This is a genomic window from Snodgrassella sp. W8135, from assembly GCF_016101225.1.
GTDB lineage: Bacteria > Pseudomonadota > Gammaproteobacteria > Burkholderiales > Neisseriaceae > Snodgrassella > Snodgrassella alvi.
In genome coordinates this window covers 871,635-897,162 of sequence record NZ_JACFQX010000001.1, presented here as the reverse complement: position 1 = coordinate 897,162, position 25,528 = coordinate 871,635, and the positions used below count along the sequence as shown (strand labels likewise).

The following is a 25,528-nucleotide window of genomic DNA, read 5'->3' as shown; positions in this document are numbered from 1 at the left end:
CCTTTCTAAAATTTTGTATTATTTATCAATTAATTTAAATTTTCTTATAATTTTTTCTACCTGACTTTTACTTATATTCATAATATTTGCAATGGTCTCAACTGAAACATTTTTTTCTAATAAAGCATGAATTAAAGCTTCCTTTTGTGCTCGTTCAGCTTTAAGCATATCTTTAGTAGCTTTCATGCTATCCTTAGCAATCTTCTTCTCTTCCTTCCTAATCTGCTCAATCACCTGATAAGTCGGGACATAGGTAAGACTTTTCTCTAAATCATCCATAATGCCCATGCTTCTGAAACTTTCATAGGCTTCTGTGCTGATGATAAGATGATCAACGAGTGCAATATTAAGAATACGGCCTACCTGGATAAGACGATCAGTGATATCTAAATCTGCCTTGGAAGGAGCTAAGCGTCCAGTCGGATGATTGTGAATAGCAATAACACGTGTCGCATTTTTCATAACCGCAACACGATATACATTCATGGGCTCTATATTCACAGCCTTTACTGAACCTAAAGCAATTAATTCGATATAGAGGATATATCCTGCTTCGTTCATGCCGATAATCCAGAAATGCTCTTTTTCTTTGTCTATCTTATTTTCACGAAGAAGTACGCGTTGCATGATGCTGAATACATCATCTGAACCTTCTATATAACGCTTATCGTTTTTGCCAAGTTTAATATCCATACATCGTTTATAGTTAAGAGCATTAACCTAAAATATAACATAGTTTACTCATTATTATAAGTAAACAGCATTTGCTAAACCAATGATATATTGTTTGTATTTTTGCATATTAATTGATTAATTTAATGAGTTGTGAAGAAATAAATCTGTTGTCTGGATAGGCCGCTCAACCAAGCCGAGTTTTATTTTCTTGCACTAAATTACTCAGAAAATCAGCTACCACTCTTATTCTTCCTGAGTTAGTAAGGTCGGAGTGGATGACTAGCCAAATGGGTTGATTGCAGCCAATATCGTTGCGAACACAATTCAGATTTTTGGTTAAAGCAATAAAATTCGGTAAGACACCCATTCCGATACCTGCTTCAACTGCACTGATATGTGCAGACATGCTGCCGGCTGTCAGACAACAGGTTTTGCCACGGCTGTTTTTTTCTATCCACTTTGCTGCCGGCAAGTTCTGGTGTGTTTCCGGCCAGCCGATAAAATCAGCGTTTTTTAACATTGTTTCTTCTTTGTTTAGCGGTTTGCGCTGTAAATAGCTTTCAGAGGCATACAAACCAAAACCAAGCTCGCCTAATCGGCGGATGGTTACTTTACCCTGCTCCGGGCGAACCAGACGCAAGGCCATATCAGCGTCTCTTCTTTGCAGATTGATAGTTGATACTCCGGTAACCAGTTCCAAGGTTAAATCAGGATGTGCTGAATACAGCTTGGGTAAAGCCGGAATAATAAGATGATCAGCCAGCCCCTGAGCCGTAGCCAAACGCACGTGCCCGCTAACTCCGGCATTGACTCCGGTAGCCATGGCATCAAACGCGTGTCCGGCCTGTTCCAGTATTTCTGCCTGCGAAACCAGTATTCTGCCTTCATCTGTCAGCTTATAACCTTGCTGATCGCGGATAAATAACCGATATCCCAGTACTTCTTCCATACGTTCCAGACGGCGGTAAGTTGTAGCAATGCCAAGTTTTAATATCTTTGCAGCACCACTCAATGTGCCTTCACGTACGATTGCCAGAAATACTTTAGTATCATCCCAGCATAGTTTTTTGTTCATATTTGATTTCCGATTCTGGAAAACCAGTTACCAGATTTAGCTATATATCAGTCTATTTTCGCAAAGTATACTGAATTAACGCTGCTTTCACCAAGCTGATAACTGTGTTTAAAAGCAGATTTATAACAACTCAATACAATCTGTTTTCAGCCGGCTGTGAACAATTGCCGACCTTTTAGGTTCGTATATCGGGTCAAATTCTATCTGTTTGAAAAATTGATTACAAAAGAGGAAATGATTTAGTGAATAATTCAGAAAATAAGACACAATGGCGTAACTGGATGGCTGTTTGCATGCTTGCAATAGCGTCATTTATTGTGGTGAGTACCGAGCTGGCACCGATTGGTATGTTATCCGCTATAGCCTCATCTTTGGGACAAAACAGCAGCACTACCGGTTTGGTTGTGACTTTGTATGCATGGCTGGGGGCTGTTGCTGCCCTTGTTTCAGTTACTACATTCAGCCATCTGCCTCGTAAACCAGTAGTGATTGTATTAATGTTGCTGATGGCTGCATCGAATGGTATTGCGGCTATTAGTGAGCATTTTTCTGTACTTTTAATCGCTCGTCTGGCCGGTGCAGTTGCGCATGGTGCATTCTGGGCGATGGCGGGCACTATGGGGGCGCAACTGGTATCAGACAAATATACCGGCAGAGCCACAGCAATTATATTCAGCGGTGTTTCGATAGCCAGTATACTTGGTGTTCCCTTTATTAACTGGATTAGCAGCACTATTGGCTGGCGTTTATCTTTTTTATTGCTGAGCGTATTAGCCATAATTACCGCAATTATTCTTGCTTTTACCCTGCCGGCTGTATCCGGTACTTCCCGAATGGGGCGAAAACAATTTTCAGCAATTCTTCAGATTAAGCAGTTACGCCAAGTTTATCTGATTGCTACTGCTGCCATCATCGCCCATTTTGCCGCTTTTACCTATATTGAAGTATTTATGGCCGAAGAAATGGCTATTTCTGCCAACTGGATTGCTGTTTGTCTGTTTGTATTCGGTATAGCCGGTGTAGCTGGTAATCTGTTATGTGGTCTGTTTATAGACAGATATCTGAAAAGTATACTTGGTGCAGGCTTAGTGCTGATTTGTGGCAGTCTGATTCTACTGAGTGCAGTCTTGTCACATAATCCAATCATGCTGATGGTATTGGTGTTTGCGTGGGGTTTAGGTGTAGCCATATTATTTGTTGGTATTCAGGCATGGGTAATCCGGCTGGCTGGAAACGATAACGCTTTACCCGCCTCTGCTATTTATGCAGCTATTTTTAATGGAGCCGTAGGGATTGGGGCGATTATCGGAGCAGGAATTATTGATTTCCGCAATATGAAAATGCTTTATTTAATTGCCTCTTTGATCACTTTATTCAGCCTGTTGCAGTTACTAATCAGTAAAACGATGCATAAGCCGGTATAGTAAAACCAATATATTTCACTTATATATTTTTATATCTAATACCGCCAACTCAGAAAAATTTAAGCTGTAGCTAATTTGTCTGATTTAAAAGAAATATAAACTCAAATCAAAGACCGCTGAAATAAGCGGCCTTATTCACATATTTCAGAATTAATCCTGAAATTTTTTCTTGATTGAATCTACTGCACCATCTATGGCATTAGCCACATCATGCACAGCTTCTTTCACGCCGCCAACGGCCTTATCTACCATTCCTTCAGACTGTGTTTTAGTATCACCCACTACTTTACCCACATTCTGTTTTACTTCGCCTTTGGCTTTATCTACAAATCCATTATCGCTCATAACCATCTCCATTCTGTATGTCTACTGCATGCAACAGTATTCAATTAAACACAAGTAAATTCTTATCCTTCAATAATTTATCTTAGAGAGACAATTAGCGGTAAGCAATGGAAAACACCAATATTTGCAGCTAATTACATATAAAAATAATTAATTGGTTAATCTTGCAGTTCATTAACTCAATATCAATTTATTTACAATTTTCTTTATCTATTAATAAAAATCTATCTGGTTAAATACATCTGTAAATAGTTTTGTTTTTTTATGATATTAAGTTTAATTTTTGTTATTATTAGTTAAGTTGTAAATTAATAAATTTGTTTCTTTTTCGACAAAGTTAAAATTTTATTTTATTTGATTACTATCAGATAATGTTACGAACAGCATACAAATTAATTGCTTAGCCATAAATAAACAGGAATAGTAATGGAAGAAAAAGATATTGATCAGCGAATCGAAGAATTAAATAAAATAACCCGTGAAGATGGTAATGAAATATATGCTCAATCTCAGTTTAATTTAGGATGCGCTTATCTTTATACTATAAACGATTACGCTAAGGCTGAAACATTTTTTTTAAATATCAATAGAGAAGACAATCCTCAATTGTATGCTCTAGCTCAATTAAATTTAGGAAAAATATATCATAATATAAAACACGATTATGATAAGGCTATAGCTTTTTATTCAAATATCAATAGAGAAGACTATCTTAAAATTTATGCTGAGGCTCAATTAAGTTTAGGAAGTATATATAATAATATAAAACACGATTATGATAAGGCTGAAGCCGTTCTTTTAAATATCAGTAAGGAAGATAATCCTGAATGTTTTGCTATAGCTCAATCCATTTTAGGAGATATATATCATAATATAAAACACGATTATGATAAGGCTGAAGCCGTTCTTTTAAATATCAATAAGGAAAATAATCCTGAACTTTATGCTAAAGCTCAGTTTAATTTAGGAAATCTATATCTTAATATAAAACATGATTTTGATAAGGCTGAAGCCGTTCTTTTAAATATCAATAAGGAAGATAATCCAGAAGTTTATGCTTTAGCTCAGTTTAAATTAGGAGATATATATTTTAATATAAAACACGATTATGATAAGGTTGAATCCTTTCTTTTAAATATCACTAAAGAAGACAATCCTGAGATCTATATTCAAGCCCAGTTTAATTTAGGAAATGTATATCTTAATATAAAACACGATTTTGATAAGGCCGAAAAATTTTTTTTAAATATCACTAAAGATGACAGTCCTGAAGCTTATGCTAGAGCTCAATTAAGACTAGGAAATATATATTTTGATATTACACAAAATTTTGATAAGGCTGAAAAATATTTTTTAAACATCGCACAAGAAGACAATCCTAAAGCTTATGCTTGTGCTCAGTTTAATTTAGGCTGTTGTTATGACAGAAAACACAATTACAAAAAAGCTAAATCCTGTTATCACAATGTTTCTAAAAAAGATTTTCTTAATGCGTATGTTCAAGCTAAGTTCGAATTAGGCAAAATATATATTAGTAAAACTTTTAAAAATTTCCCTGAAGCTAAAAAATGCTTTTTTGAAGCTGCCAAAACAGCTACTTATTCTAATTGTTATCCATATTATTATATTTGTGCTCAATTTATTTTAAAATTAAAACAAAATAATTCCAGTCTTATTTCAAATAAGATGAAATTTGCAAAGCTTAATGAAACAATCTTTGCTAAAATTAAAAATATATGTAATTTGACCAATGATATAAAATATAATTTATTAGTTTTTAATTTATTTGATAATAATGAACAAGAACGACGGGTCGCTCATTATACCAAGCCAGCTGTATTATTTAGTCTGCTGAAAGGAAAAAATCCCAGTAAATTCCGGCTTAATATTGTAGATTTTATGAATGATCCCAGTGAAAATCAGGTATTAACCAGTTGGCTGAATATCAGCAATCATCCGGATAATGAAATTAAAAGCTTTTTAGCCAGTTTTTCATTTAATCATAACTGTCTAAATCAATTTCGTTTATACGGTAATGAAGATAACATCACTGGTTCCGGTGTCAGTATTGCTTTTAATAAAAATTTTTTTGGTCTGGATACAGAACGAAGTATCAATAACAAAATAATCTCATTACACAGTATAAAATCTATCAAATCGTTCGAAAATAAACAAGTAAAATTTGAAACTGAGCAAATCGAGATTAAAAGTGCAAATACTCTTCATCCTTTGCCTTTATACCGTTGCCTGTATTTTGATCCAGAAACAGGATATTTAGCGTTAGCCAAACGCAATAAACAATCCTTTTATCTGGAAAACAAAAATGAAAAAACAGCAAGAGTTATTGATAGTGAATGGGATGAATATATTAATTCATTAAATGAATCTGATAAAATTAGTAAAATTCGTGCTAAATTAAAAGACATACGAAATTTGATTGAAGAACTTTCGAATAATCCCGAGTTAAAAAAAATCTCCAATCTGCATGAACTACTTAGTCTGGCAGTTTTACCCATTTCCTGCCTGATAAAACATGCTGCTTTTGAAGATGAAGATGAGTGCCGGATGATTTATATTACCCATATCGCAGATGATAATATTGTTGAACCGCAGGATTACCAGTCTGCTAACAGTTTGTATGTCGAATATACGCATGTAGAAGAATATATTGATAATATTTATCTGGGTCCACAATGCAAGATGCAGCATAAAATATGGCTGCAAAATCATTTTAAAAAGAAACAGCGTAAAAGAGAAATCAAGCTGATTAAATCTGAAATGCCGCTGCGCTGATTCAGGCTAAAACAGCAGGATTAATTAAAATATCAGCTTTACTGCTATTGCTAAACTGTTAGTTTGGTTATCCCATGTATAATCTGCCTGTATCATAAATTTAACCGACTAAATACCGGCCGGAAATATCCGTTCGGTATTTCTTTGGCGGTGTTATATGAGTGCCGGATTATGCAGGAACATAAACAGTTAATTGCCGCAGAATATTCAGCCGGGAGTGATGCACACCAGCTCCGGCAAAATGCTAAACCGAAAAGAACTTTATCCGTAGCGCCGATGCTGGACTGGACAGACAGGCATTACCGCTATATGGCCAGACTGATTAGCAGAAATGCGTGGCTGTATACAGAGATGATTAATGCTAATGCAATCATCCATGGCAACAGTGACAGATTACTAGCCTATCATCCGCAGGAGCAACCTGTTGCTTTGCAGCTGGGCGGCAGTGAGCCGGCAGTTCTGGCACAGGCTGCTAAAATTGCTTCCGGTTATGATTATGATGAAATTAATCTTAACTGCGGCTGCCCCAGCCCGCGGGTACAGCAAGGCGCTTTTGGTGCATGTCTGATGCGTGAAGTTGAACTGGTAGTACAATGCTTAAATGCTATGCAGGAAGCGGTGAATATTCCGATAACGATTAAGCATCGCATCGGTCTGGATAAGGAAACAGCGTATCAGCCTCTGGCTGATTTTGTCGGTACGCTACGTGAAAAAACTGCCTGCCGTATTTTTGTTGTTCATGCACGCAATGCATGGCTGGATGGGTTATCGCCGAAAGATAACCGTGATATACCGCCTTTACGTTATGATTATGTTTATCGTCTGAAACAAGAATTTCCTGATCTGGAAATTATTCTTAATGGCGGGGTTACTGATAATGCACAAATTCACCGGCATTTACAGCATGTTGACGGGGTAATGGTCGGACGTGAGGCTTATCATAATCCGATGCTGATGCGCAGCTGGGATGCTGAATTTTACGCCAGTCACCAGCCGGCTGTTGAATATGAAGATCTGGTTAATCAGTTACTTGACTACGCTCACCGGCAGCTGGCTAATCCGGCTATTTCATTGCGCCATATGGCTCGGCACTATCTGGGGCTGATGCATGGTTTACCCGGTGCGCGCCAGTGGCGGAGGATGCTGTCTGATGCTTCGTTATTAAAAAATAACAATGCCAGCCTGATTGCGGAAGCATGGCAGGCGGTAAAAGAAGGTGCCGCAAACCAGTCTGAGTTGATTTAAGTTACAATTAGGTCGTTTTTATTTGGATAAATCCGCATGCAACAGTATCTTGACTTAATGCAACACGTTTTAGACCGTGGCACAGATAAAGCAGACCGTACCGGTACGGGTACGCGCTCGGTTTTTGGCTATCAGATGCGTTTTAATCTGGCTGATGGCTTTCCTGTGCTGACTACTAAAAAGCTGCATTTACGTTCAATTATTTATGAGTTACTCTGGTTTCTGCGCGGCGATACTAATATCGGCTATTTGCATGAACATAATGTTTCTATCTGGGATGAATGGGCAGATGCTGATGGTAATCTGGGGCCGGTATACGGCTATCAGTGGCGCAGCTGGCCGGCACCGGATGGCCGCCATATCGACCAGATCAGTAATCTGCTGAAACAGATTAAACACAATCCCGACAGCCGCCGCCTGATTGTTTCTGCATGGAATCCGGCACTGGTAGATGAGATGGCCTTACCGCCCTGCCATGCCCTGTTTCAGTTCTATGTGGTTGAAGGCAAGCTTTCCTGTCAGCTTTATCAGCGCAGTGCTGATATTTTTCTGGGTGTGCCTTTTAATATTGCCAGCTATGCTCTGCTTACGATGATGATTGCTCAGGTATGTGATTTAGAGCCGGGGGAATTTATTCATACGCTGGGTGATGCTCATTTATATAGTAATCATTTTGAACAGGCTAAACTGCAATTAAGCCGCACACCGAAAAAACTGCCGCAAATGCATCTGAATCCTGAAGTAAAAGATCTGTTTTCTTTTCAGTTTGAAGATTTTACGCTTACTGACTATCATCCGGATGCCCATATTAAAGCACCAGTAGCTGTATGAATACTCTGAATAAAATTACACTGATTGCCGCTCTTTCAGATAATAACTGTATTGGCGAAAATAACCGTATTCCCTGGCATGTACCCGAAGACTTTGAATTTTTTAAAAGTTACACTATGGGCAAGCCGGTTGTTATGGGACGTAAAACCTGGGAGTCGCTGCCCAGAAAACCGCTTCCAGGCCGCGCCAATTATGTTATCAGCCGGCAGGATGCGCAGACATTCAGCGGAGCAATTTTGTGTAACAGTGTTGAAGATGCGCTCAGGCAATTAGCCGGTTGCCCTGAAATTATTATTATGGGCGGAGCACAAATTTATACTCAGGCGATGCCTCTGGCTACCGATTTGCGGTTAACCAGAATTCATGTTGATGTTGCCGGAGATACTTTTTTTCCGGCAATTGACACGGATATCTGGCAGCAAACTGAAAGCAGCAGTCATGTAAGCAGTAAAAATAATATTGCTTATGATTTACAGCATTATGTACGCCAGTCTGGTGTTGAGTAAGTTTTATTGCGCAAGCCCGTTTGTATTCAGTCCGATTGCTCTGAAATCAGAGACTGCAATGCAGACTGGCTGATTGATGATGATGTAAATTTTCTCAGTAGTATTTTCTAAGATTTACTTTTTCTTTAAATTGTCGGGAAAATGTTGGTTTTCTGCGTTTATGCAGGCGCTATATTTGTCTGCTATTTACTGCATATAATCAGCATAGATAATCTTTGACAGTTCCCTGCCAATCCCCCACAATAAGTCTGCACATTGTTAATCAAATTAAACATCAGAAGGATGCAGTCATGAGTACAGTAACTCTGCAAGGTACCGCTGTTGAAGTCAGTGGTCAGTTTCCAAAAACAGGCAGTACAGCACCAGCTTTTACGCTGACTGATGCCGGTTTAAATGAATTATCGCTTACCGATTTTGCCGGTAAACGTAAAGTACTGAATATTTTCCCTAGTGTAGATACGGGTGTTTGTGCTGCATCTGTACGCCATTTTAATGCAGCTGCGGCCAATCTTTCTAATACTGTTGTGTTGTGTATTTCTGCCGATTTGCCATTTGCACAGGCTCGCTTTTGTGGTGCAGAGGGGTTGGATCAGGTAAAAACTCTGTCAACATTCCGTCATCCTGAATTTAAGGAAAACTACGGGGTTAAACTGAACAGCGGTGCTTTAGCCGGCTTATGTGCCCGTGCGGTTATTGTGCTGGATGAAAATAATCTGGTTTTATACAGTCAGTTAGTGGCTGAAATTACGACAGAACCGGATTATGAGCAGGCATTAGCCGCTCTTTAAAATGGCTTTTTTATACAAGCGTTCAGATATCTGAACGCTTTTTTTCTTTCGGGCTATGTCGTTGCGCTGGCAGCTTTGTTAAAATCTACTGATAAAGATATTTAACTAGAATAACAGGAAATCACATCAATGAACCCACAAAAACTGACTACCGATATACAGCGCCCGAAATTAACTCCTCCCAACGGGGAAAATAAAGTATTGCTTCACTCTTGCTGTGCGCCCTGCTCTGGTGAGGTTATGGAAGCAATGCTGGCCTCTGGTATTGATTATACGATTTACTTCTATAATCCTAATATTCACCCGAAAAAAGAATATGAAATCCGCAAGGATGAAAACAAGGCATTTGCGGAAAAATTCAATATTCCTTTTATTGATGCTGATTATGATATGGACAACTGGTTTGAACGCGCTAAAGGGATGGAGTTTGAACCGGAACGCGGCATTCGCTGTACTATGTGTTTTGATATGCGCTTTGAACGCACAGCATTGTACGCATATGAAAACGGTTTTTCGGTTATTACTAGCTCATTAGGGATTTCCCGCTGGAAAAATATGCAGCAAATAAACGATTGCGGCAAACGTGCGGCAGAAAAATATCCTAATCTTGTTTACTGGGATTATAACTGGCGTAAAGGGGGCGGTAGTCAGCGTATGATTGAGATTAGTAAACGTGAGCAGTTTTATCAGCAGGAATACTGTGGCTGTGCTTATTCTTTACGTGACAGCAATGCCTGGCGGCGTGAGCATGGCAGAGAAAGCATTAAAATTGGTACGAAATTTTATGGTACTGAAGAAAAGGCTTAAGTATTTTTGCTAATCATTGGTTGTATTCTGAGTCACTTCATCAGTATTACTATCTAAAAGCGGATTCAGACTTGAATCCGTTTTTATATGGGAAAGTGTTCAGGTTAAATTTTCAGGAATGGCTTCATTTTCATTCAAGCTGTTATTGAAAATTTTGGGTTGAACATTATGTAAAACTCGATAAATTTGTACTCAGTTTATACCAACCATACGTAATATAGCTGCACAAGGAAAATAATGCAGTAACGAGAAGGATAAACATGAATCAATGGATTTTTCTTTCCATCGCTATACTGGCTGAGATATTTGCAACCAGTATGCTTAAGCTGAGTAATGGTTTTACCCGGCTGATGCCCAGTATTTGTTCTGTTCTGGGCTATATTATTTCGTTTTATTCGCTTGCACAAACTCTGAAAACTATGCCTGTAGGCATTGCTTATGCAGTGTGGTCCGGTGTGGGCATTGTTTGTGTGTCAGTCATAGCCTGGATCAAATTCGGACAAAAGCTGGATATGCCGGCAATTATTGGCATCGGTCTGATACTGGTGGGTGTTATTGTGATTAATCTGTTTTCCAAATCGATGACTCATTAGCAAAAAAAACCGTGGAAATCCACGGCTTTTTGCTAATGCAGTATGACTGTATTATTCTGCTGATGCAGGTTTCGGTTCATGCTGCAAGCTTACTGCACGTGCAGGCACAATTGTGGAAATCGCATGTTTGTATACCATTTGTGTTACTGAAGTATTACGTAAAAGTACAACATACTGGTCAAATGATTCCACCTGACCCTGTAGTTTAATACCGTTTACCAGATAAATTGAAACTGGCACATACTCTTTTCGCAGTGCATTCAAGAAAGGATCTTGTAACATTTGTCCTTTGGCGCTCATTTGGCTACTCCTGTTTTTTTGATTATGTTATCGCTTAGCTGCACCTGCGTACAGCGATTTAGAAAGCAGTGTCAATGCTATCACATTAATGGGCATTTGTTTTCTTTGAACTGACTTTATTTTTACGCTTTACCTGCTTTTTCGATTGTTTTATCTGTTCACGCTTGGCAATCCGGTTACTTAGTTTGACACGACGCAATGGCTGCGCTGGTTTGCTGTCATTTTCCTGATATGGATTCTCGCTTACATTATATTGAATACGTAAAGGTGTACCCTGTAAATGAAATGCTTTGCGAAATGTTTGTGTCAGATATCGGGTATAAGCATCACTGATATGCTGTAAGGCATTACCATGTATGACTATAACTGGCGGATTCATGCCGCCCTGATGGGCATAACGCATTTTAGGGCGAATTAAGCCGGCGCGCGGAGGTTGCTGTCGTTCCAGCGCACTTTGTAATACGCGGGTAATTTTCGGGGTAGGCAGTTTAATCATTGCAGCATCATAGGCTGCCTGAATTGAACTGAAGAGCCCGTCAATTCCTTTTTCTTTCAATGCCGAAATATAATGAAATTTAGCAAAATCAAGAAAATACAGTTTACGTGCTATATCACGCTTAACCTGTTGCTTGCGCTCTTCGGTTATTCCGTCCCATTTATTTACTGCAACAACTAAAGCACGACCAGCTTCCAAAGCAAAGCCGGCAATAGTTGCATCCTGATCGGCTATATCCTGTTGTGCATCGAGTACCAGTACAGCTACGTTAGCCGCTTCGATAGCCTGCATTGCTTTAATAACGGAAAACTTCTCAATAGCGTCATCTACTTTGCCACGACGACGTACTCCGGCAGTATCGATAATGGTAAAAGGTTTGTCGTTACGCTCGAAATCTATGTGAATTGAGTCACGTGTGGTACCGGCCATGTCAAAAGCAATAACCCGCTCCTCACCCAAGATTGCGTTAACCAAAGTTGATTTGCCGACATTCGGCCGACCAATAACTGCAAAAACCGGATGATGACTGTTTACCGGTTCCTCTTCTTCGGGAAAGTCTTCCAGTACAGTTTCTATCAGTCCGTACACGCCGTCGCCATGCGCTCCTGAGATAACGACAGGCTCTCCCAGACTTAATTCATAAAACTCTGCTGCCAGAATCGGTCTGTTAGCACCCTCACCTTTATTCACTGCCAGATATACAGGCTGGGAACTCTGGCGCAAATGGTTGGCGATAATCTGATCCTGTGGTGTCAGACCAGTACGTCCGTCTACCAGAAAGATAACTGCATCCGCCTCATCTACGGCTTGCAGAGTATGGCGAGCCATTTCATATAAGATACCGCTATCTACTACCGGCTCAAAACCACCGGTATCAACAACTAGATAAGGTTTACTTCCCACTCTGCCATGCCCGTAATGCCGGTCGCGGGTTAGGCCGGGTAAATCGGCAACCAGTGCATCACGTGTACGAGTCAGGCGGTTAAATAATGTTGATTTGCCTACATTCGGGCGACCAACCAGAACAATCGTTGGTTTCATATTCATTCTTTCAGATAATTTCTATTGCTTTAAAACAGCAATAGCCTGCCAGCGGCAAGCTTTTCAGTACAACTGATAAACCTGAAATTCCGGCCGGAAAAACTGGCAGGAATTTCAGGTTTTATTAAGCATTGATTAACTCAAACTGCTTATTTTCATTTGGATGACTTCACGTTGTACTGAATCTTTTGATAATAAATTCAAAGCTTGCTGGTAGGCAGCAACGGCTTCGGTATTTTTCTTTTGCGCCTGTAAAACATCACCTTTGGTTTCAAGCAGAACCGGCTTTAATTCATTGGTTACTTTTACATCCAGCGCCTGTAATGCTTCATTGTATTTACCTTGCTGTAAATATACGGTAGCCAGCCGCTGCGCAACGATTGTTTGCAATAAGTCATCATGCTGTCTGGCTTTAACCCATTGCAAATGGCGGATGGCTTCATCATATTTACCATCATCAAATGCTGAACCGGCCATCATCAGTGTAGCCTGAGTTGCATTCATGGTATCAGGATATTTTTCCTGTAATTGTACAAGTGCCTTTTTACTTTCAGTTAAATTATTGGCACTAGCCTGAGAAATAAATGTATCAAATACTTCTGCTGCTTTTTCATTATTACTGCGTAAATGACTTTGATACAACACATAACCCAGATATGCCAATGACAATATAACCAGTATAGCAAAAATCCAGCGTCCCCAGCGTTGCCAGAAATATTTGAAATTTGCAACTTCCTGTTCATCCTGAATATGTACAACCATTATGCTTTCTTCCATTGTTGGATTAACTGTAAAGCTGCTTTGGCAGCAACAGTCTGTTGTTCATGAGTACTCAAATTCTTAAGCGTTAGTGTATTGTTTAATTGCTCTTCCTGAGCAACGATTACTGCTATTGCAGCACCACTGGCATCAGCTTTTTTCAACTGGGCTTTCAGACTCTGATCACCACAGTGTAAATAAACATTCAAACCTGCTGCACGTAATAATGCGGCATGCTGCATGGCAATCAGACTGCTTCCTTCTCCCTGATGCATGATATATACATCAGGCGCATTGTTAATATGCAGTTTGCCAAATTCCTGTACAAGCAGTAATAGACGTTCAATACCCAATGCAAAGCCAATAGCCGGCGCTGGTTTACCGCCAAGCTCCTCAATCAGCCCGTTGTAACGACCGCCACCACATACAGTTGCCTGTGCGCCAAGTTTAGTTGTCGTCCATTCAAATACGGTCAGATTATAGTAGTCCAGACCACGAACCAGACGCGGGTTTTCTACATATGTGATACCCAGCCCGTCCAGCATATTCTTTAAAGTATTATAGTGTGCAAGTGATTCTGCACCCAGATAATCTATAAGACGTGGCGCAGCATTTGCCATTGCCTGTAAATCGGGATTTTTAGTATCCAGCACACGTAACGGATTAGTATGCATACGACGCCGGCTATCCTCATCCAGAATGGCTTCATGCTGTTGTAAATAAGCAATTAGTGCAGTACGGTGAGCAGTACGTTCCTGCTGATTACCCAGAGTATTTAATTCAAGTGTGAGGTATTCCCGAATACCAAGCCGTTCCCAGAGATTAGCAGTCATGGCAATCAGCTCGGTATCTGCATCAGGGCCGTTAAATCCTAATGCCTCAACACCAACCTGATGGAACTGACGATACCGCCCTTTTTGTGGGCGCTCCCGTCGGAACATCGGCCCCATATACCATAATTTTTGCGGACTATTATAAAGTAAGTTGTGCTCAACAACTGCACGCAGACAGGAGGCTGTACCTTCCGGCCGCAGGCTCAGGCTCAGTTTGTCGTTGGAATCGGCAAATGTATACATTTCTTTGCCCACAACATCGGTTTCTTCTCCGATTGAACGTACAAACAAACCAGTTTGCTCAACAACCGGTGTACGAATCTGGTTGTAACCAAAACTGCGTGTCCATGCAACCACTACGTCTTCAAACGCCTGCCAGAGTGCAGATGTCAGTTTAAAATCTTTCTGCTCTACTGGCAGTAAATCATTCATGCCCTTAACGGCCTGGATTTTCTGACCCATATTAATTAATTTGTATATCCCTATTAAACTATATTAGCTGGCTGACAGCTATAACAGTATATTTATCTTATAAAGCCGTAATCGGAATCACTTTCGCTGTTTCCCGCTTTTTACCCTGCTCACCATAATTGGTCTGAATATATTCTTCCACCAAGGCCAGAAACTCTTCAGCCATATGCTCGCCTTTTAAGGTAGTTTTGCGCTCGCCATCCACATATACAGGAGCAACAGGTGTTTCACCCGTACCAGGCAAAGATATGCCAATGTCAGCGAGTTTACTTTCACCAGGCCCGTTAACAACACAACCCATAACCGCTACATTCAGATTTTCCACGCCCGGGTATTGCAGCCGCCATACTGGCATTTTTTCACGCAAATACTGCTGAATATCCCGCGCCAGTTCCTGAAACACGGTACTGGTTGTACGTCCGCATCCGGGACATGCTGTTACCAGCGGCGTAAAAGAACGCAATCCCATGGTTTGCAGGATTTCCTGAGCAACCACTACTTCCTGCGTCCGTGCACTTCCCGGCTCAGGAGTAAGCGATACTCTAATGGTATCACCTATACCCTGTTGCAATAAAATAGCCAAAGCCGCAGTAGACGCTACGATACCTTTACTCCCCATTCCTGCTTCGGTTAAACCAAGATGCAGCGGATACATACAACGGGAAGCAAGATTATGATAAACCTCTATTAAATCCTGTACATTAGATACTTTACAAGACAATATAATCCGGTCAGCCGGTAAACCAAGACTTTCTGCCTTTTGCGCAGATTCCAGTGCAGAAACAATCAATGCTTCTTTCATAACTGTTTCTGCAGGCTGAGGAGTTGCTAAAGCCAGATTATTGTCCATCATGCGCTTTGCAAGAGCCTGATCCAGCGAACCCCAGTTTACTCCGATGCGAACAGCTTTATCGTGCTCTGCTGCTGTATGAATCATGAAAGCAAATTTTTCATCGCCCTTCACACCTTTACCCACATTACCCGGGTTAATCCGGTATTTTGAAAGTGCTGTCGCACAATCTGGATAATCTTTAAGCAGGCGATCGCCATTAAAATGAAAATCGCCAACTAAGGGGACATTACAGCCCATGTCATTCAGACGCTGGCGAATTTCAGATACTCTGGCCGCCGCCTGAGGTGAGTTAACTGTAATTCGAACCAGTTCAGAACCGGCATCTGCCAGTGCTTTTACCTGAATGGCTGTTTGTTCAGCATCAGCAGTATCAGTGTTAGTCATAGACTGTACTCTGACGGGTGCTTCAGATCCGATAACTACATGATCAATTTTTACTTGATAGGTTTTCCTTCGTACTCCAGCCAAGGTCATTTCAATTTCCACCTACCGTCATTGCTGCGGTTCTTTTCTTGTTTTGTTCAATAGCGATATCTTTGCCGGCAAACCGGATACTGGCACCAGGGGTATAACCAAGTATTACTTTGTACGGAGCAGCTCCGCTAAACTGATGTGTACTACCGGGATCTACCACCTGACTGATGAGCAGCTTGCCATTTTTATCACTTACCTGTAACCAGCCTCTGTTTTCAAGTTTTATTACCAATGTATCTGAAGTTGATACAGCAGGCTGAGAAACTTGTGTATCTGTAGTATTGCTTGTACTAGCAGACTGACTGGCGGCAGTAACTTCGGTAACAGTCTGGGAACCGGTGTGTTCATTGTCCGTCATTGGTACAACACGAATATTACTGGCAGCGATATCACTAATAGAAGCTGTTTGCACAGATACTTCCTGACCCGCCGTAGCAGTTTGTCTGGCATTTTCAGATGTAGATTTAGTCTGCCATGCATATACCACTGCACTGATTAAAATTACTACCAATACAACAATCAGCCAGCGTGGAAAATGACGACGCTGCGGCTTACCTTTAAAATCAAGATCCGCAGAAACGACTTTATTATTGTCTGAAGTTGACAAATGACTGGCAGCAGGAAAAATCTGCTGAAAATATTGCTTCAGTTCTTTTTCATCTACTTCGAGCAAACGGGCATATGAGCTTAAAAAGCCTTTGATGAATACAGCTTCTGGCAAACCTTTATAGCTACCGCTTTCCATTGCCTCAATTTGCCGCGCCGGCAGTTTTAGACGTTCGGCAACTTCACCTACAGACAGTCCTTTCTGTTTTCGTGCCTGTGAAAGTAATGTTCCCAGAGTAACTGCTGCATTTGGGCCGGACTCGGGGTTTTTGGTTTGCTCATTCATCAGAATTTTCCTGTAGAAACCTGCTCTAACTCAGCAGAATAAGGGAAATTATTACGCAGTTGTGCTTCATATTCGTAAGCGGCCTGCATATTACCCAAAGATCTTGCAATTCTCCACCCCAATAATAAATCATCAGCAGATAAGTTATTTATCTGACTCTGATACTGCTTAAACAGATAATTGGCATCCGAAGCATTACCTGCCAGCAAATTATTACGAGCCATTTCTTTCTTTGCAGCAATAAAATTCGGATTAGCTGCCAAAGATCGTTCAAAATAGCTGTTAGCCAGCTGATACTGCCCCATTCGGCTACTGCAAATACCTTTATTGAACTGGGCAATTTCCGGTGTAGGATAAGTCGGATCAGCCAAAGCTTTATCAAAATAAGCTAATGATGCATTCGGCTTTTTCAAAACATCACACACAAACCAGCCATAGTTATTATTTACTTCTGCACTATCTGATGCTAATGACAAAGCACGCTGAAAACTCTCTTCTGCTTTTGCCGGTTCTTTTAAATACTGCCATATCTGAGCGCGTATCAACCATGCATCAAGTGAACTACTATTATTTTTTATCGCTTCATCAATTGCTTCAACAGCCTGACGGTAATTTTGATTTTTCAAATACTCTACCGCCAGCTGAGTTTTAATCTGTGCTACCTCTCTGGCTCGCTGTGCCGCTGTCGGTTTTTTGTTCATAGTCTGAGTAGCACAGGCTGATAATACCAGTGCACATAATAGAGTTAACCCCAATTTTTTCATCGAATCATCCCTGTACAAGTTGCCACTTTTGTTGTCGCTGCGTTTTATCTTTTACTTTTCCCGCAAGCTGACCACATGCTGCATCAATATCATCACCACGGGTTTTTCTGACTGTTACTACAAAACCTGCTTCCTGCAAAATTTCACGAAATACACGGATCCGTTCATTTGTTGAACGTTCAAACCCCGAATTTGCAAACGGATTAAACGGTATCAGATTAAATTTACACGGCACATCTTTAACCAGAGCGATTAATTCACGCGCATGTTCGGGAGCATCATTAATGCCTTTCAGCATAATATACTCAAAGGTAATAAAATCACGCGGTGCTTTTACCAAGTAACGCTGACATGCAGCCATTAACTGGTTAAGCGGATATTTCTTATTCAATGGAATGAGTTTATCACGCACCTGATCGTTAGAAGCATGCAGTGAAATAGCTAATGCTACAGGCATAACTTCTTTCAGGCGATCCATCTGGGGTACCATACCCGAAGTAGATACAGTTACACGACGACGTGATAAACCATAGCCGTGGTCATCCAGCATGATACTTAATGCTGTCACCACATTATCAAAATTGGCTAATGGCTCGCCCATTCCCATCATAACCACATTGGAAATTACTCTTTCATCCTTAGGCGTAACACCAAGGGCTTTGTTAGCCCACCATAACTGCCCGATAATCTCTGCTGTGGTCAGATTGCGGTTAAAACCCTGTCTGCCGGTAGAGCAAAACATGCATTCCAATGCACAGCCTATTTGCGAAGAAATACATAACGTACCTCTGGTATCTTCCGGTATAAAAACCGTTTCCACACCATTACCAGTACCAACATCAAGCAACCATTTGCATGTACCATCAGCTGACTTTTGCTCAATCAGTAAATCCGGTACTTTCACTTCAGCATTATCCAGTAATTTATGACGCAAAGATTTAGCCAGATCAGTCATATCTGTAAAATCGGCTATCCCGCCTAAGTGCATCCAGCGCATCACTTGTCTGGCACGAAAAGGCTTCTCTCCCATCTGAGCAAAATGGGCAGTTAAACCGGGTAAGTCAAAATTTAGCAAATTGGTTTTCATCAGGGTAATACATTAAGTAAGCAATAAATAGTAATAACTGGTTTTCAGTCATTCTATTATGCTGATAATACAACTTTATTCAACAATCTATACAATTCTTTAATTTTTACCAGACAGATAATGCCATATTTTTTTCAGTGGTGTTTCCGTTTTCTTTTTCTGAACAATGACATTAAATAAACGACGATAGTGGTTTGGAGGACAAGTCAAAACTTCAGTAGCATGCCATCCGTCGGAAGTATTTTTAAATAAAAAACTGCTGTTATCGCGGATATCAAAACCTTCCACCGTTTCAAAATCACTGATATCAGGATTCGTTTTATCTGTTTTTTTACCGCCAAGAGCTAAAATAGAACCGCCCCACTCAATTTCCCAGTCGGCTGAAGTATTGAAATAAAAAATGTGTGTACCGATTTTATCAAGACTATCACAGTGAGGTGAAACTTCAGAACCAGTTTCACCTACATGCCATGCGTAACGAATAGTATATTCATTAAGATTCAAATAACGATTTAAAAATTCTAGATAAGGCTCCGATGTTTGTACCTCACGTACAAATTCCTGCCATACATTCGGCAACTGCTCAATTTTGGTTACACCAAGTCCGGCCTGATCATTTTTATGATAGATAGATTTTTCAAATGCCAGATAGTATCGATTATGAGGCCGCTGCCCGCTTTTTCCGCGCGGTCTGTTCACATGCTTTTCAAATAGATCCAGACTGGGAAAATTGTTATACAATTCATTAAATGCTTCGGGTAATAATATTTCTTTAAACAAATGATTTGGAAATGGTTTGGTTTCATTAAATTTCTGAACCGGAAGCGATTTCAAAACAGATAAATTAAAAAAATCAGACATTTTATTTCTCCTACTTGTATTTATACAAATTAGTCCACCTGTACAGGTGGACTAAGTTCAGTAAATTTATTTACAGTATTAACGAGCGCATAGCTCATCGGCTGCAAAAAAATATGCAATTTCAATAGCTGCATTTTCAAGGCTATCTGAGCCATGAACAGCATTGGCATCAATTGAATCAGCGAAATCAGCACGAATTGTGCCTGCAGCGGCTTCTTTAGGGTTAGTTGCACCCATTAATTCTCGATTCTTGGCGACTGCATTTTCACCTTCCAGCACCTGAATCATCACTGGTCCGCTAATCATAAAACTTACCAGATCTGCAAAAAACGGACGTTCCTTATGAACAGCATAAAAACCTTCAGCCTCAGCTTGAGACAAATGTTTCATTTTAGCAGCAATAATTTTCAGCCCGTTATTTTCAAAACGGCTGTAAATCTGTCCGATAACGTTTTTAGCAACTGCATCAGGTTTAACAATAGATAATGTGCGCTCGATAGTCATATTTGTTTCCATAAATATTGAATATACTAATTTTTTGCCGCAAAATTGCTTCAAAAAACATATCTTGTCATTTTAACAAAATTCAGTCTTATTTAATATCTTTTCCTATACTTGCATTTTCACTATCAAGTGTTAAATGAGGTAAGGTTAAATATTCTTCTGAACGCATTTCTGTAAGACGGCTGGCTGTACGAGTAAACTCGTTGGCGAAATCGCCGTCTGTATAGATATCGTCTATAGCGACCTCGCAACTGGCACATAGCTTGATACGATAATCATATAAAACATCAATTAACCAGGTAAGCCGCCGTGCTTCAGCCATCTGACCAGATCCCATTTTGGGTATGTCTGACAAAATTAATACGCGAAATTTTTTTGCCAGTTCCAGATAATCATTTTGTGAGCGCGGACCACAGCATAATGTATTGAAGTCGAACCAGATTGTTGTATCAGAAATTGCTTTGTACGGTAATTTACGCCCAAGTATTTCAATTTCTCCGCCAGTAATTTCCTGTTCACCATTAATTTTGTGAAATAACTCTGTTAATTTTTGTTCACTACTTGCATCTGCTGGTATATAGAATATATCTGCGGGCTTTAATGTACGCATTCGATAATCTTCACCGCCATCTACATTTAAAATAGTCAGCTCTTTTTCAATTAGTGCAATAGTAGGCAAAAAGCTGGAACGATTCTGACCTTGCGGATAGAGCTCAGACGGAGCATAATTGGACGTAGCCACCATAACCACACCCTGCTCAAATAAGCCCTCAAGTAATCTTCCCAGAATCATGGCATCAGCAATATCACTGACATGAAATTCATCAAAACACAACACTCTTACTTCACGAGCAATATCCTGTGCGACTGCACTTAATGGATTAGTCTGACTATGATGATCTTTTAATCGTCCCTGTACTTCTGCCATAAAAGCATGGAAATGTACCCTGCGTTTGCGCCGATATGGTAAACATCCAAAAAAAACATCCATTAAAAAACTTTTGCCACGCCCGACTCCGCCATACATATACAAACCTTTTGGTGCGCGCGGCGAACGCAGACTGCGCCCGAGAAAGCGGTTTCGTTTACGTTTGAACATCATCAACTCTGTCCAGAGTCTGTCCAGTTGTTTAATTGCACGTAACTGAGCTGCATCATGTATAAATCCGGGTTGCTGTTCTGCAGCCTGATACCAAGTAAGAGGACTTTGATTATTAAATTCGGGAGCAACAAAGACTGATGTGGTCATATAATTGATTTCTTCTGGATGTCAGAATTGTATTTAGCAAAAGTTAAAAGACGTAACCTTAGCACACCTACTTAACATCCGACCACCATAAAATAAAAATACGCCGCAGAAACTGCGGCGTTAACGTCTATCTAAAATAAAACAGAATTATTTATCTTTAGATACGAGAGCTTTGTCAACACGTTCACGTAATTCCTTACCAGGTTTGAAGTGCGGTACATATTTTTCCGGTACTGACACCTTTTCACCTGTTTTAGGATTACGTCCAACACGAGCTGGACGGTGATTTAAATCAAAGCTACCAAATCCACGAATTTCAATTCGCTGACCTTTAGCTAAAGCTCGAGTCATCGTATCAACAAGAATCTTAATACTTTGCTCAACGTCCTTAGCATTTAATACAGTACTATCATTATTAGCAGTATATAATTCCGCCAGGCGAATCATTAATTCCGACTTCGTCATAACCGCTTATTCGCTTTCACCAGATAATTTAGCTTTTAACAAATCACCCAGGCTGGTAGTACCGGCTGAAGCATTGTTGTTAGTAGACAACGAACGCATAGCAGCACTGCTTTCCTGAGCATCCTTAGCTTTAATAGACAGATTGATATTGCGATTTTTACGATCTACCGTAGTAATCACAGCTTCAACATCATCGCCTTCTTTCAGGACATTGCGAATATCCTCAACACGATCATTTGAAACTTCTGATGCGCGCAGATAGCCTTCAACATCATCAGCCAATGCAATAACAGCACCTTTAGCATCCAGTGATTTCACTTTACCGGTTACGATGCTGCCTTTGTCATTTACGCTGACATAGTTGCTGAACGGATCGCCAGCCAGCTGTTTTACACCCAGAGAAATACGTTCTTTTTCAACATCAATGGCCAGAACCACAGCTTCAACTTCTTCACCTTTCTTGAACTGACGTACAGCTTCTTCGCCACCGTCTGTCCATGACAGATCAGAAAGATGAACCAGACCATCGATACCGCCGGGCAAGCCGACAAATACACCAAAGTCAGTAATGGATTTCACAACGCCTTTGATTTTATCGCCTTTTTCATGGTTGGATTCGAATTCCTGCCATGGGTTAGCCTGACATTGTTTCATACCCAGAGAGATGCGGCGACGATCTTCATCAATTTCAAGAATCATCACTTCTACTTCATCACCCATCTGAACTACTTTGCTTGGATGAACATTCTTATTAGTCCAGTCCATTTCAGAAACGTGTACCAGACCTTCGATGCCTTGTTCGATTTCCACAAATGCACCATAATCAGTCAGATTGGTAACTTTACCAAACAGACGGGTACCCTGCGGATAACGACGAGCCAGACCATTCCACGGATCTTCACCCAGCTGTTTCAGGCCCAGAGAAACGCGGCTGCGTTCCTGATCAAATTTCAATACTTTAGCTTCAACTTCCTGACCAACTTCCAGCACTTCGCTTGGATGTTTAACACGGCGCCATGCCAGATCAGTAATATGCAACAGACCGTCGATACCACCCAGATCAACGAAAGCACCGTAATCGGTAATGTTTTTCACAATACCTTTCACTACTGAACCTTCTTTCAGGTTTTCCAGCAAGGCTTTGCGTTCTTCACCAAGAGTTTCTTCCAGAACAGCACGGCGTGAAACCACAACATTGTTACGGCGTTTATCCAGTTTGATTACTTTGAATTCAATTTCCTTGCCTTCAAAGTGAGAAGTATCTTTAACCGGACGTACATCAACCAGTGAACCAGGCAGGAATGCGCGGATGCTGTTAATCATCACAGTCAGACCGCCTTTGACTTTACCATTAATCACACCAGACAGAATTTCACCATTTTCCATGGCTTCTTCCAGCTTGATCCAGTCAGCAGCACGTTTGGCTTTTTCACGTGACAGCTTGGTTTCACCAAAACCGTTTTCCACAGATTCAATAGTTACGGTGACAAAATCGCCAACCTTAACTTCAATCTCGCCCGCTGCATTTTTGAACTCGCTCACATCAATCAGAGATTCTGACTTCAGACCGGCATTCACAGTGACGAAATTATTGTCTATGGCAACAACTTCTGCGGTGATGACTTCGCCGGGATTCATCTCTTGCAAGGTGAAACTTTCTTCCAGCAACTGGGCAAAATTTTCCATAGTCATATATTTATGTTCTCAAACAGGTATCGTCAGGGGATACAAAAGTTAGTTAATCAAAACCGGCACACCCTGACTGTGCCAGTCAAATCATATAATTACTGCCAGCCTCTATTACAAGCCTGTCAGTATAAAAACATGTAAAACAATTATTTAGTACAAAATTCAAACATTTTCAAATATTGAAATACTAAGAATGTTAGTACAAAAAGTTTAATTATAACCTAATTTTAGATTTTTCGATACCAATCAAGTACTTTTTTCACACTTTCTTCAATATTAAGAGAGGAAGTGTCTAAAATTTTTGCATCACTGACTGGCTTAAGCGGTGCCACTGTACGCTGACGGTCCGCCTGATCACGTTTTTCAATATCAGTAAGAATTTGCACAAAATCCGGACCATCAATAGCTAGACCTAACTGCAAAGCCCGCCGCTGCGCCCGTACTTGTGCACTGGCTGTAAGAAATATTTTGAGTTCGGCTTGCGGAAATACAACAGAAGCCATATCCCTTCCGTCAGCAACCAGTCCTCTTGAAGTTAAAAAATCTCGCTGACGTTGTAACAATGCAGTCCGCACTTCAGGCAATGCCGCAATAGCAGATGCACCCATGCCAATACTTTCTGTCCGTATAGCTGAAGTTACATCCTCATCATTCAGAATAATCGAATCATTCTTGAAAACTACCGGAAGCTCTTGTGCAAGAGCAGCCACTTCATGTTCGTTATGCCAGCTTATATTCTGTTGCTGGGCATATAGTGCAGTTAACCGATAAAGTGCCCCGGAATCCAGATAATCTCTGGACAAAATAGCCGCCACCCTTGCTGCTACTGTTCCTTTTCCAGATGCACTGGGACCATCAATTGCAATTACCTTTAATCGCGGTTCTGATTGTATTGCAACCATATTAGTACCTTTTAACAAGCTCTTTTCAGCCTTATAGATTGTCCTGAATTATATTTATATATCAGAAAATTCGTTCTAAACACAAACTGATATCATTTATATCAAAAACTAATGAGCCATCAGACTGGTTAGCAAACTCTGATGGCTCAATTTTTATCTGTATCAATGAAATATTACACCTTAACCTGCTTTAAAGATCTTTTCATCTGCATAATTGTTCGCCATTGCAATACTGCAGAGACAGTAAATAATGCAAGCATGAACGGACATTCATACAATTCTTCAAGCATATCATCATAAACCGGATTTAACAAAATAAACTGTGCAATCCAGCGTCCACGCTCAATTGCATCAGCCAGCAGAAAGCCGGCTGCAGCCAAAAGGAAATTCCATACAGGAAATGGTTGATGGTAATAATACTGAATTCCTGCACGCAGCCGCGGCCACAGCAACATTAAAATCAGACCTAAAATCAGTACAGCAGCAATTCCATGATACACAGCATGAGAATATCCGGAAAAAGTTTGCCTGCCCCAGTTCTGATCACGACCCAGCAATACCAGCCACCATAATGATGCCCAGAGCCAGAATGCTTTCTCTTTTCCTTTTAAACCACTGCATAAAGTTGAAAGTAAAGTAAATAAAAAACAAAATAGCAGAAAAATGGTTTGTGTATTTTCTACATAGGATACCCAGTCAGAATTGATATGTAATTGCTGAACAAAAGGAACAGCCAGTATCATTAATAACCAAACTGTACTGGATTTAGACCAGCGCCAATCAAAATTCATATTTATACTTACTAA

At 40.3% G+C, this 25,528-nt stretch carries 26 protein-coding genes; 8 read left to right on the top strand and 18 right to left on the bottom strand.

Features of this window, described 5'->3' with window-relative positions; genetic code table 11:
- Positions 1–18: 18 nt before the first annotated feature.
- Positions 19–693: a JAB domain-containing protein gene (locus tag H3T75_RS03990; protein ID WP_198211098.1), complete on the bottom strand. Its 675-nt coding sequence runs from the start codon at positions 691–693 to the stop codon at positions 19–21.
- Between the two features lie 166 nt (positions 694–859).
- Positions 860–1,750 carry a LysR family transcriptional regulator gene (locus H3T75_RS03985; protein ID WP_198211097.1) on the bottom strand — a complete coding sequence of 297 codons (891 nt, stop codon included), beginning with the start codon at positions 1,748–1,750 and terminating at the stop codon, positions 860–862.
- Positions 1,751–1,992: 242 nt separating this feature from the next.
- Here H3T75_RS03985 and H3T75_RS03980 point away from each other — a divergent pair, with 242 nt between their 5' ends.
- Positions 1,993–3,174, top strand: coding sequence for an MFS transporter (locus H3T75_RS03980; RefSeq protein WP_198211096.1), 1,182 nt, complete (start codon positions 1,993–1,995; stop codon positions 3,172–3,174).
- Between the two features lie 150 nt (positions 3,175–3,324).
- Here H3T75_RS03980 and H3T75_RS03975 read toward each other — a convergent pair whose 3' ends face one another.
- A complete protein-coding gene (locus H3T75_RS03975) occupies positions 3,325–3,519 on the bottom strand; it encodes a CsbD family protein (protein WP_025330793.1) in 195 nt (64 codons plus the stop codon).
- A gap of 426 nt (positions 3,520–3,945) precedes the next feature.
- Between H3T75_RS03975 and H3T75_RS03970 the strand changes: the two genes are divergently transcribed.
- The 7 genes from H3T75_RS03970 to H3T75_RS03940 all read left to right on the top strand — a co-directional run bounded on the left by H3T75_RS03970 (position 3,946) and on the right by H3T75_RS03940 (position 11,082).
- A complete protein-coding gene (locus H3T75_RS03970; protein ID WP_198211095.1) occupies positions 3,946–6,312 on the top strand; it encodes a DUF2971 domain-containing protein in 2,367 nt (788 codons plus the stop codon).
- 171 nt (positions 6,313–6,483) lie between these two features.
- Positions 6,484–7,557 carry a tRNA dihydrouridine(20/20a) synthase DusA gene (dusA, locus tag H3T75_RS03965; RefSeq protein WP_198211094.1) on the top strand — a complete coding sequence of 358 codons (1,074 nt, stop codon included), beginning with the start codon at positions 6,484–6,486 and terminating at the stop codon, positions 7,555–7,557.
- 36 nt (positions 7,558–7,593) lie between these two features.
- On the top strand, positions 7,594–8,388 hold the full coding sequence (locus H3T75_RS03960) for a thymidylate synthase (protein ID WP_198211093.1): 795 nt from the start codon (positions 7,594–7,596) through the stop codon (positions 8,386–8,388).
- Positions 8,389–8,393: 5 nt separating this feature from the next.
- Entirely contained in the window at positions 8,394–8,894 is a 501-nt protein-coding gene (locus H3T75_RS03955) for a dihydrofolate reductase (protein WP_198211269.1), read from the top strand.
- 290 nt (positions 8,895–9,184) lie between these two features.
- On the top strand, positions 9,185–9,682 hold the full coding sequence (tpx, locus tag H3T75_RS03950) for a thiol peroxidase (RefSeq protein ID WP_198211092.1): 498 nt from the start codon (positions 9,185–9,187) through the stop codon (positions 9,680–9,682).
- A gap of 129 nt (positions 9,683–9,811) precedes the next feature.
- Positions 9,812–10,489: an epoxyqueuosine reductase QueH gene (locus H3T75_RS03945; RefSeq protein ID WP_025330799.1), complete on the top strand. Its 678-nt coding sequence runs from the start codon at positions 9,812–9,814 to the stop codon at positions 10,487–10,489.
- 260 nt (positions 10,490–10,749) lie between these two features.
- The gene (locus tag H3T75_RS03940) at positions 10,750–11,082 is read left to right on the top strand and encodes an SMR family transporter (protein ID WP_084551132.1); all 333 of its coding nucleotides are present in this window, start codon (positions 10,750–10,752) and stop codon (positions 11,080–11,082) included.
- A 51-nt stretch (positions 11,083–11,133) separates the two neighbouring features.
- On the opposite strand, the gene hfq is transcribed toward H3T75_RS03940, so the two are convergent.
- From hfq to H3T75_RS03865, 15 genes are all read right to left on the bottom strand, one after another.
- A complete protein-coding gene (hfq, locus tag H3T75_RS03935) occupies positions 11,134–11,382 on the bottom strand; it encodes an RNA chaperone Hfq (protein ID WP_025330801.1) in 249 nt (82 codons plus the stop codon).
- A gap of 85 nt (positions 11,383–11,467) precedes the next feature.
- Positions 11,468–12,919: a ribosome biogenesis GTPase Der gene (gene der / locus H3T75_RS03930; protein WP_198211091.1), complete on the bottom strand. Its 1,452-nt coding sequence runs from the start codon at positions 12,917–12,919 to the stop codon at positions 11,468–11,470.
- A 135-nt stretch (positions 12,920–13,054) separates the two neighbouring features.
- A complete protein-coding gene (locus H3T75_RS03925; RefSeq protein ID WP_041879496.1) occupies positions 13,055–13,681 on the bottom strand; it encodes a tetratricopeptide repeat protein in 627 nt (208 codons plus the stop codon).
- Positions 13,681–14,973 (bottom strand): histidine--tRNA ligase, encoded by a 1,293-nt coding sequence (gene hisS / locus H3T75_RS03920; RefSeq protein ID WP_198211090.1) that lies wholly within the window; start codon positions 14,971–14,973, stop codon positions 13,681–13,683. The genes H3T75_RS03925 and hisS overlap by 1 nt, the downstream gene beginning before the upstream one ends.
- Before the next feature lie 67 nt (positions 14,974–15,040).
- Entirely contained in the window at positions 15,041–16,309 is a 1,269-nt protein-coding gene (gene ispG, locus H3T75_RS03915) for a flavodoxin-dependent (E)-4-hydroxy-3-methylbut-2-enyl-diphosphate synthase (RefSeq protein WP_078474907.1), read from the bottom strand.
- Between the two features lies 1 nt (position 16,310).
- Positions 16,311–17,201 (bottom strand): RodZ domain-containing protein, encoded by an 891-nt coding sequence (locus tag H3T75_RS03910; RefSeq protein ID WP_174830184.1) that lies wholly within the window; start codon positions 17,199–17,201, stop codon positions 16,311–16,313.
- Positions 17,201–17,965, bottom strand: a complete 765-nt coding sequence (pilW, locus tag H3T75_RS03905) for a type IV pilus biogenesis/stability protein PilW (RefSeq protein WP_041879487.1) — start codon at positions 17,963–17,965, stop codon at positions 17,201–17,203. The genes H3T75_RS03910 and pilW overlap by 1 nt, the downstream gene beginning before the upstream one ends.
- Before the next feature lie 4 nt (positions 17,966–17,969).
- Positions 17,970–19,052, bottom strand: a complete 1,083-nt coding sequence (gene rlmN / locus H3T75_RS03900) for a 23S rRNA (adenine(2503)-C(2))-methyltransferase RlmN (RefSeq protein WP_041879482.1) — start codon at positions 19,050–19,052, stop codon at positions 17,970–17,972.
- A 99-nt stretch (positions 19,053–19,151) separates the two neighbouring features.
- Positions 19,152–19,913 (bottom strand): hypothetical protein, encoded by a 762-nt coding sequence (locus H3T75_RS03895; protein ID WP_100125499.1) that lies wholly within the window; start codon positions 19,911–19,913, stop codon positions 19,152–19,154.
- 78 nt (positions 19,914–19,991) lie between these two features.
- Positions 19,992–20,417, bottom strand: coding sequence for a nucleoside-diphosphate kinase (ndk, locus tag H3T75_RS03890; protein WP_037395070.1), 426 nt, complete (start codon positions 20,415–20,417; stop codon positions 19,992–19,994).
- An 88-nt stretch (positions 20,418–20,505) separates the two neighbouring features.
- Complete coding sequence (gene zapE / locus H3T75_RS03885; RefSeq protein ID WP_037395072.1) at positions 20,506–21,666, bottom strand: cell division protein ZapE; 1,161 nt, start codon at positions 21,664–21,666, stop codon at positions 20,506–20,508.
- A gap of 147 nt (positions 21,667–21,813) precedes the next feature.
- Entirely contained in the window at positions 21,814–22,131 is a 318-nt protein-coding gene (locus H3T75_RS03880; RefSeq protein WP_037395076.1) for an integration host factor subunit beta, read from the bottom strand.
- A gap of 6 nt (positions 22,132–22,137) precedes the next feature.
- Positions 22,138–23,823 (bottom strand): 30S ribosomal protein S1, encoded by a 1,686-nt coding sequence (gene rpsA / locus H3T75_RS03875; RefSeq protein ID WP_037395078.1) that lies wholly within the window; start codon positions 23,821–23,823, stop codon positions 22,138–22,140.
- 224 nt (positions 23,824–24,047) lie between these two features.
- Positions 24,048–24,722, bottom strand: coding sequence for a (d)CMP kinase (gene cmk, locus H3T75_RS03870; RefSeq protein WP_084547713.1), 675 nt, complete (start codon positions 24,720–24,722; stop codon positions 24,048–24,050).
- 173 nt (positions 24,723–24,895) lie between these two features.
- On the bottom strand, positions 24,896–25,513 hold the full coding sequence (locus tag H3T75_RS03865) for a hypothetical protein (protein ID WP_198211089.1): 618 nt from the start codon (positions 25,511–25,513) through the stop codon (positions 24,896–24,898).
- Positions 25,514–25,528: the final 15 nt, after the last annotated feature.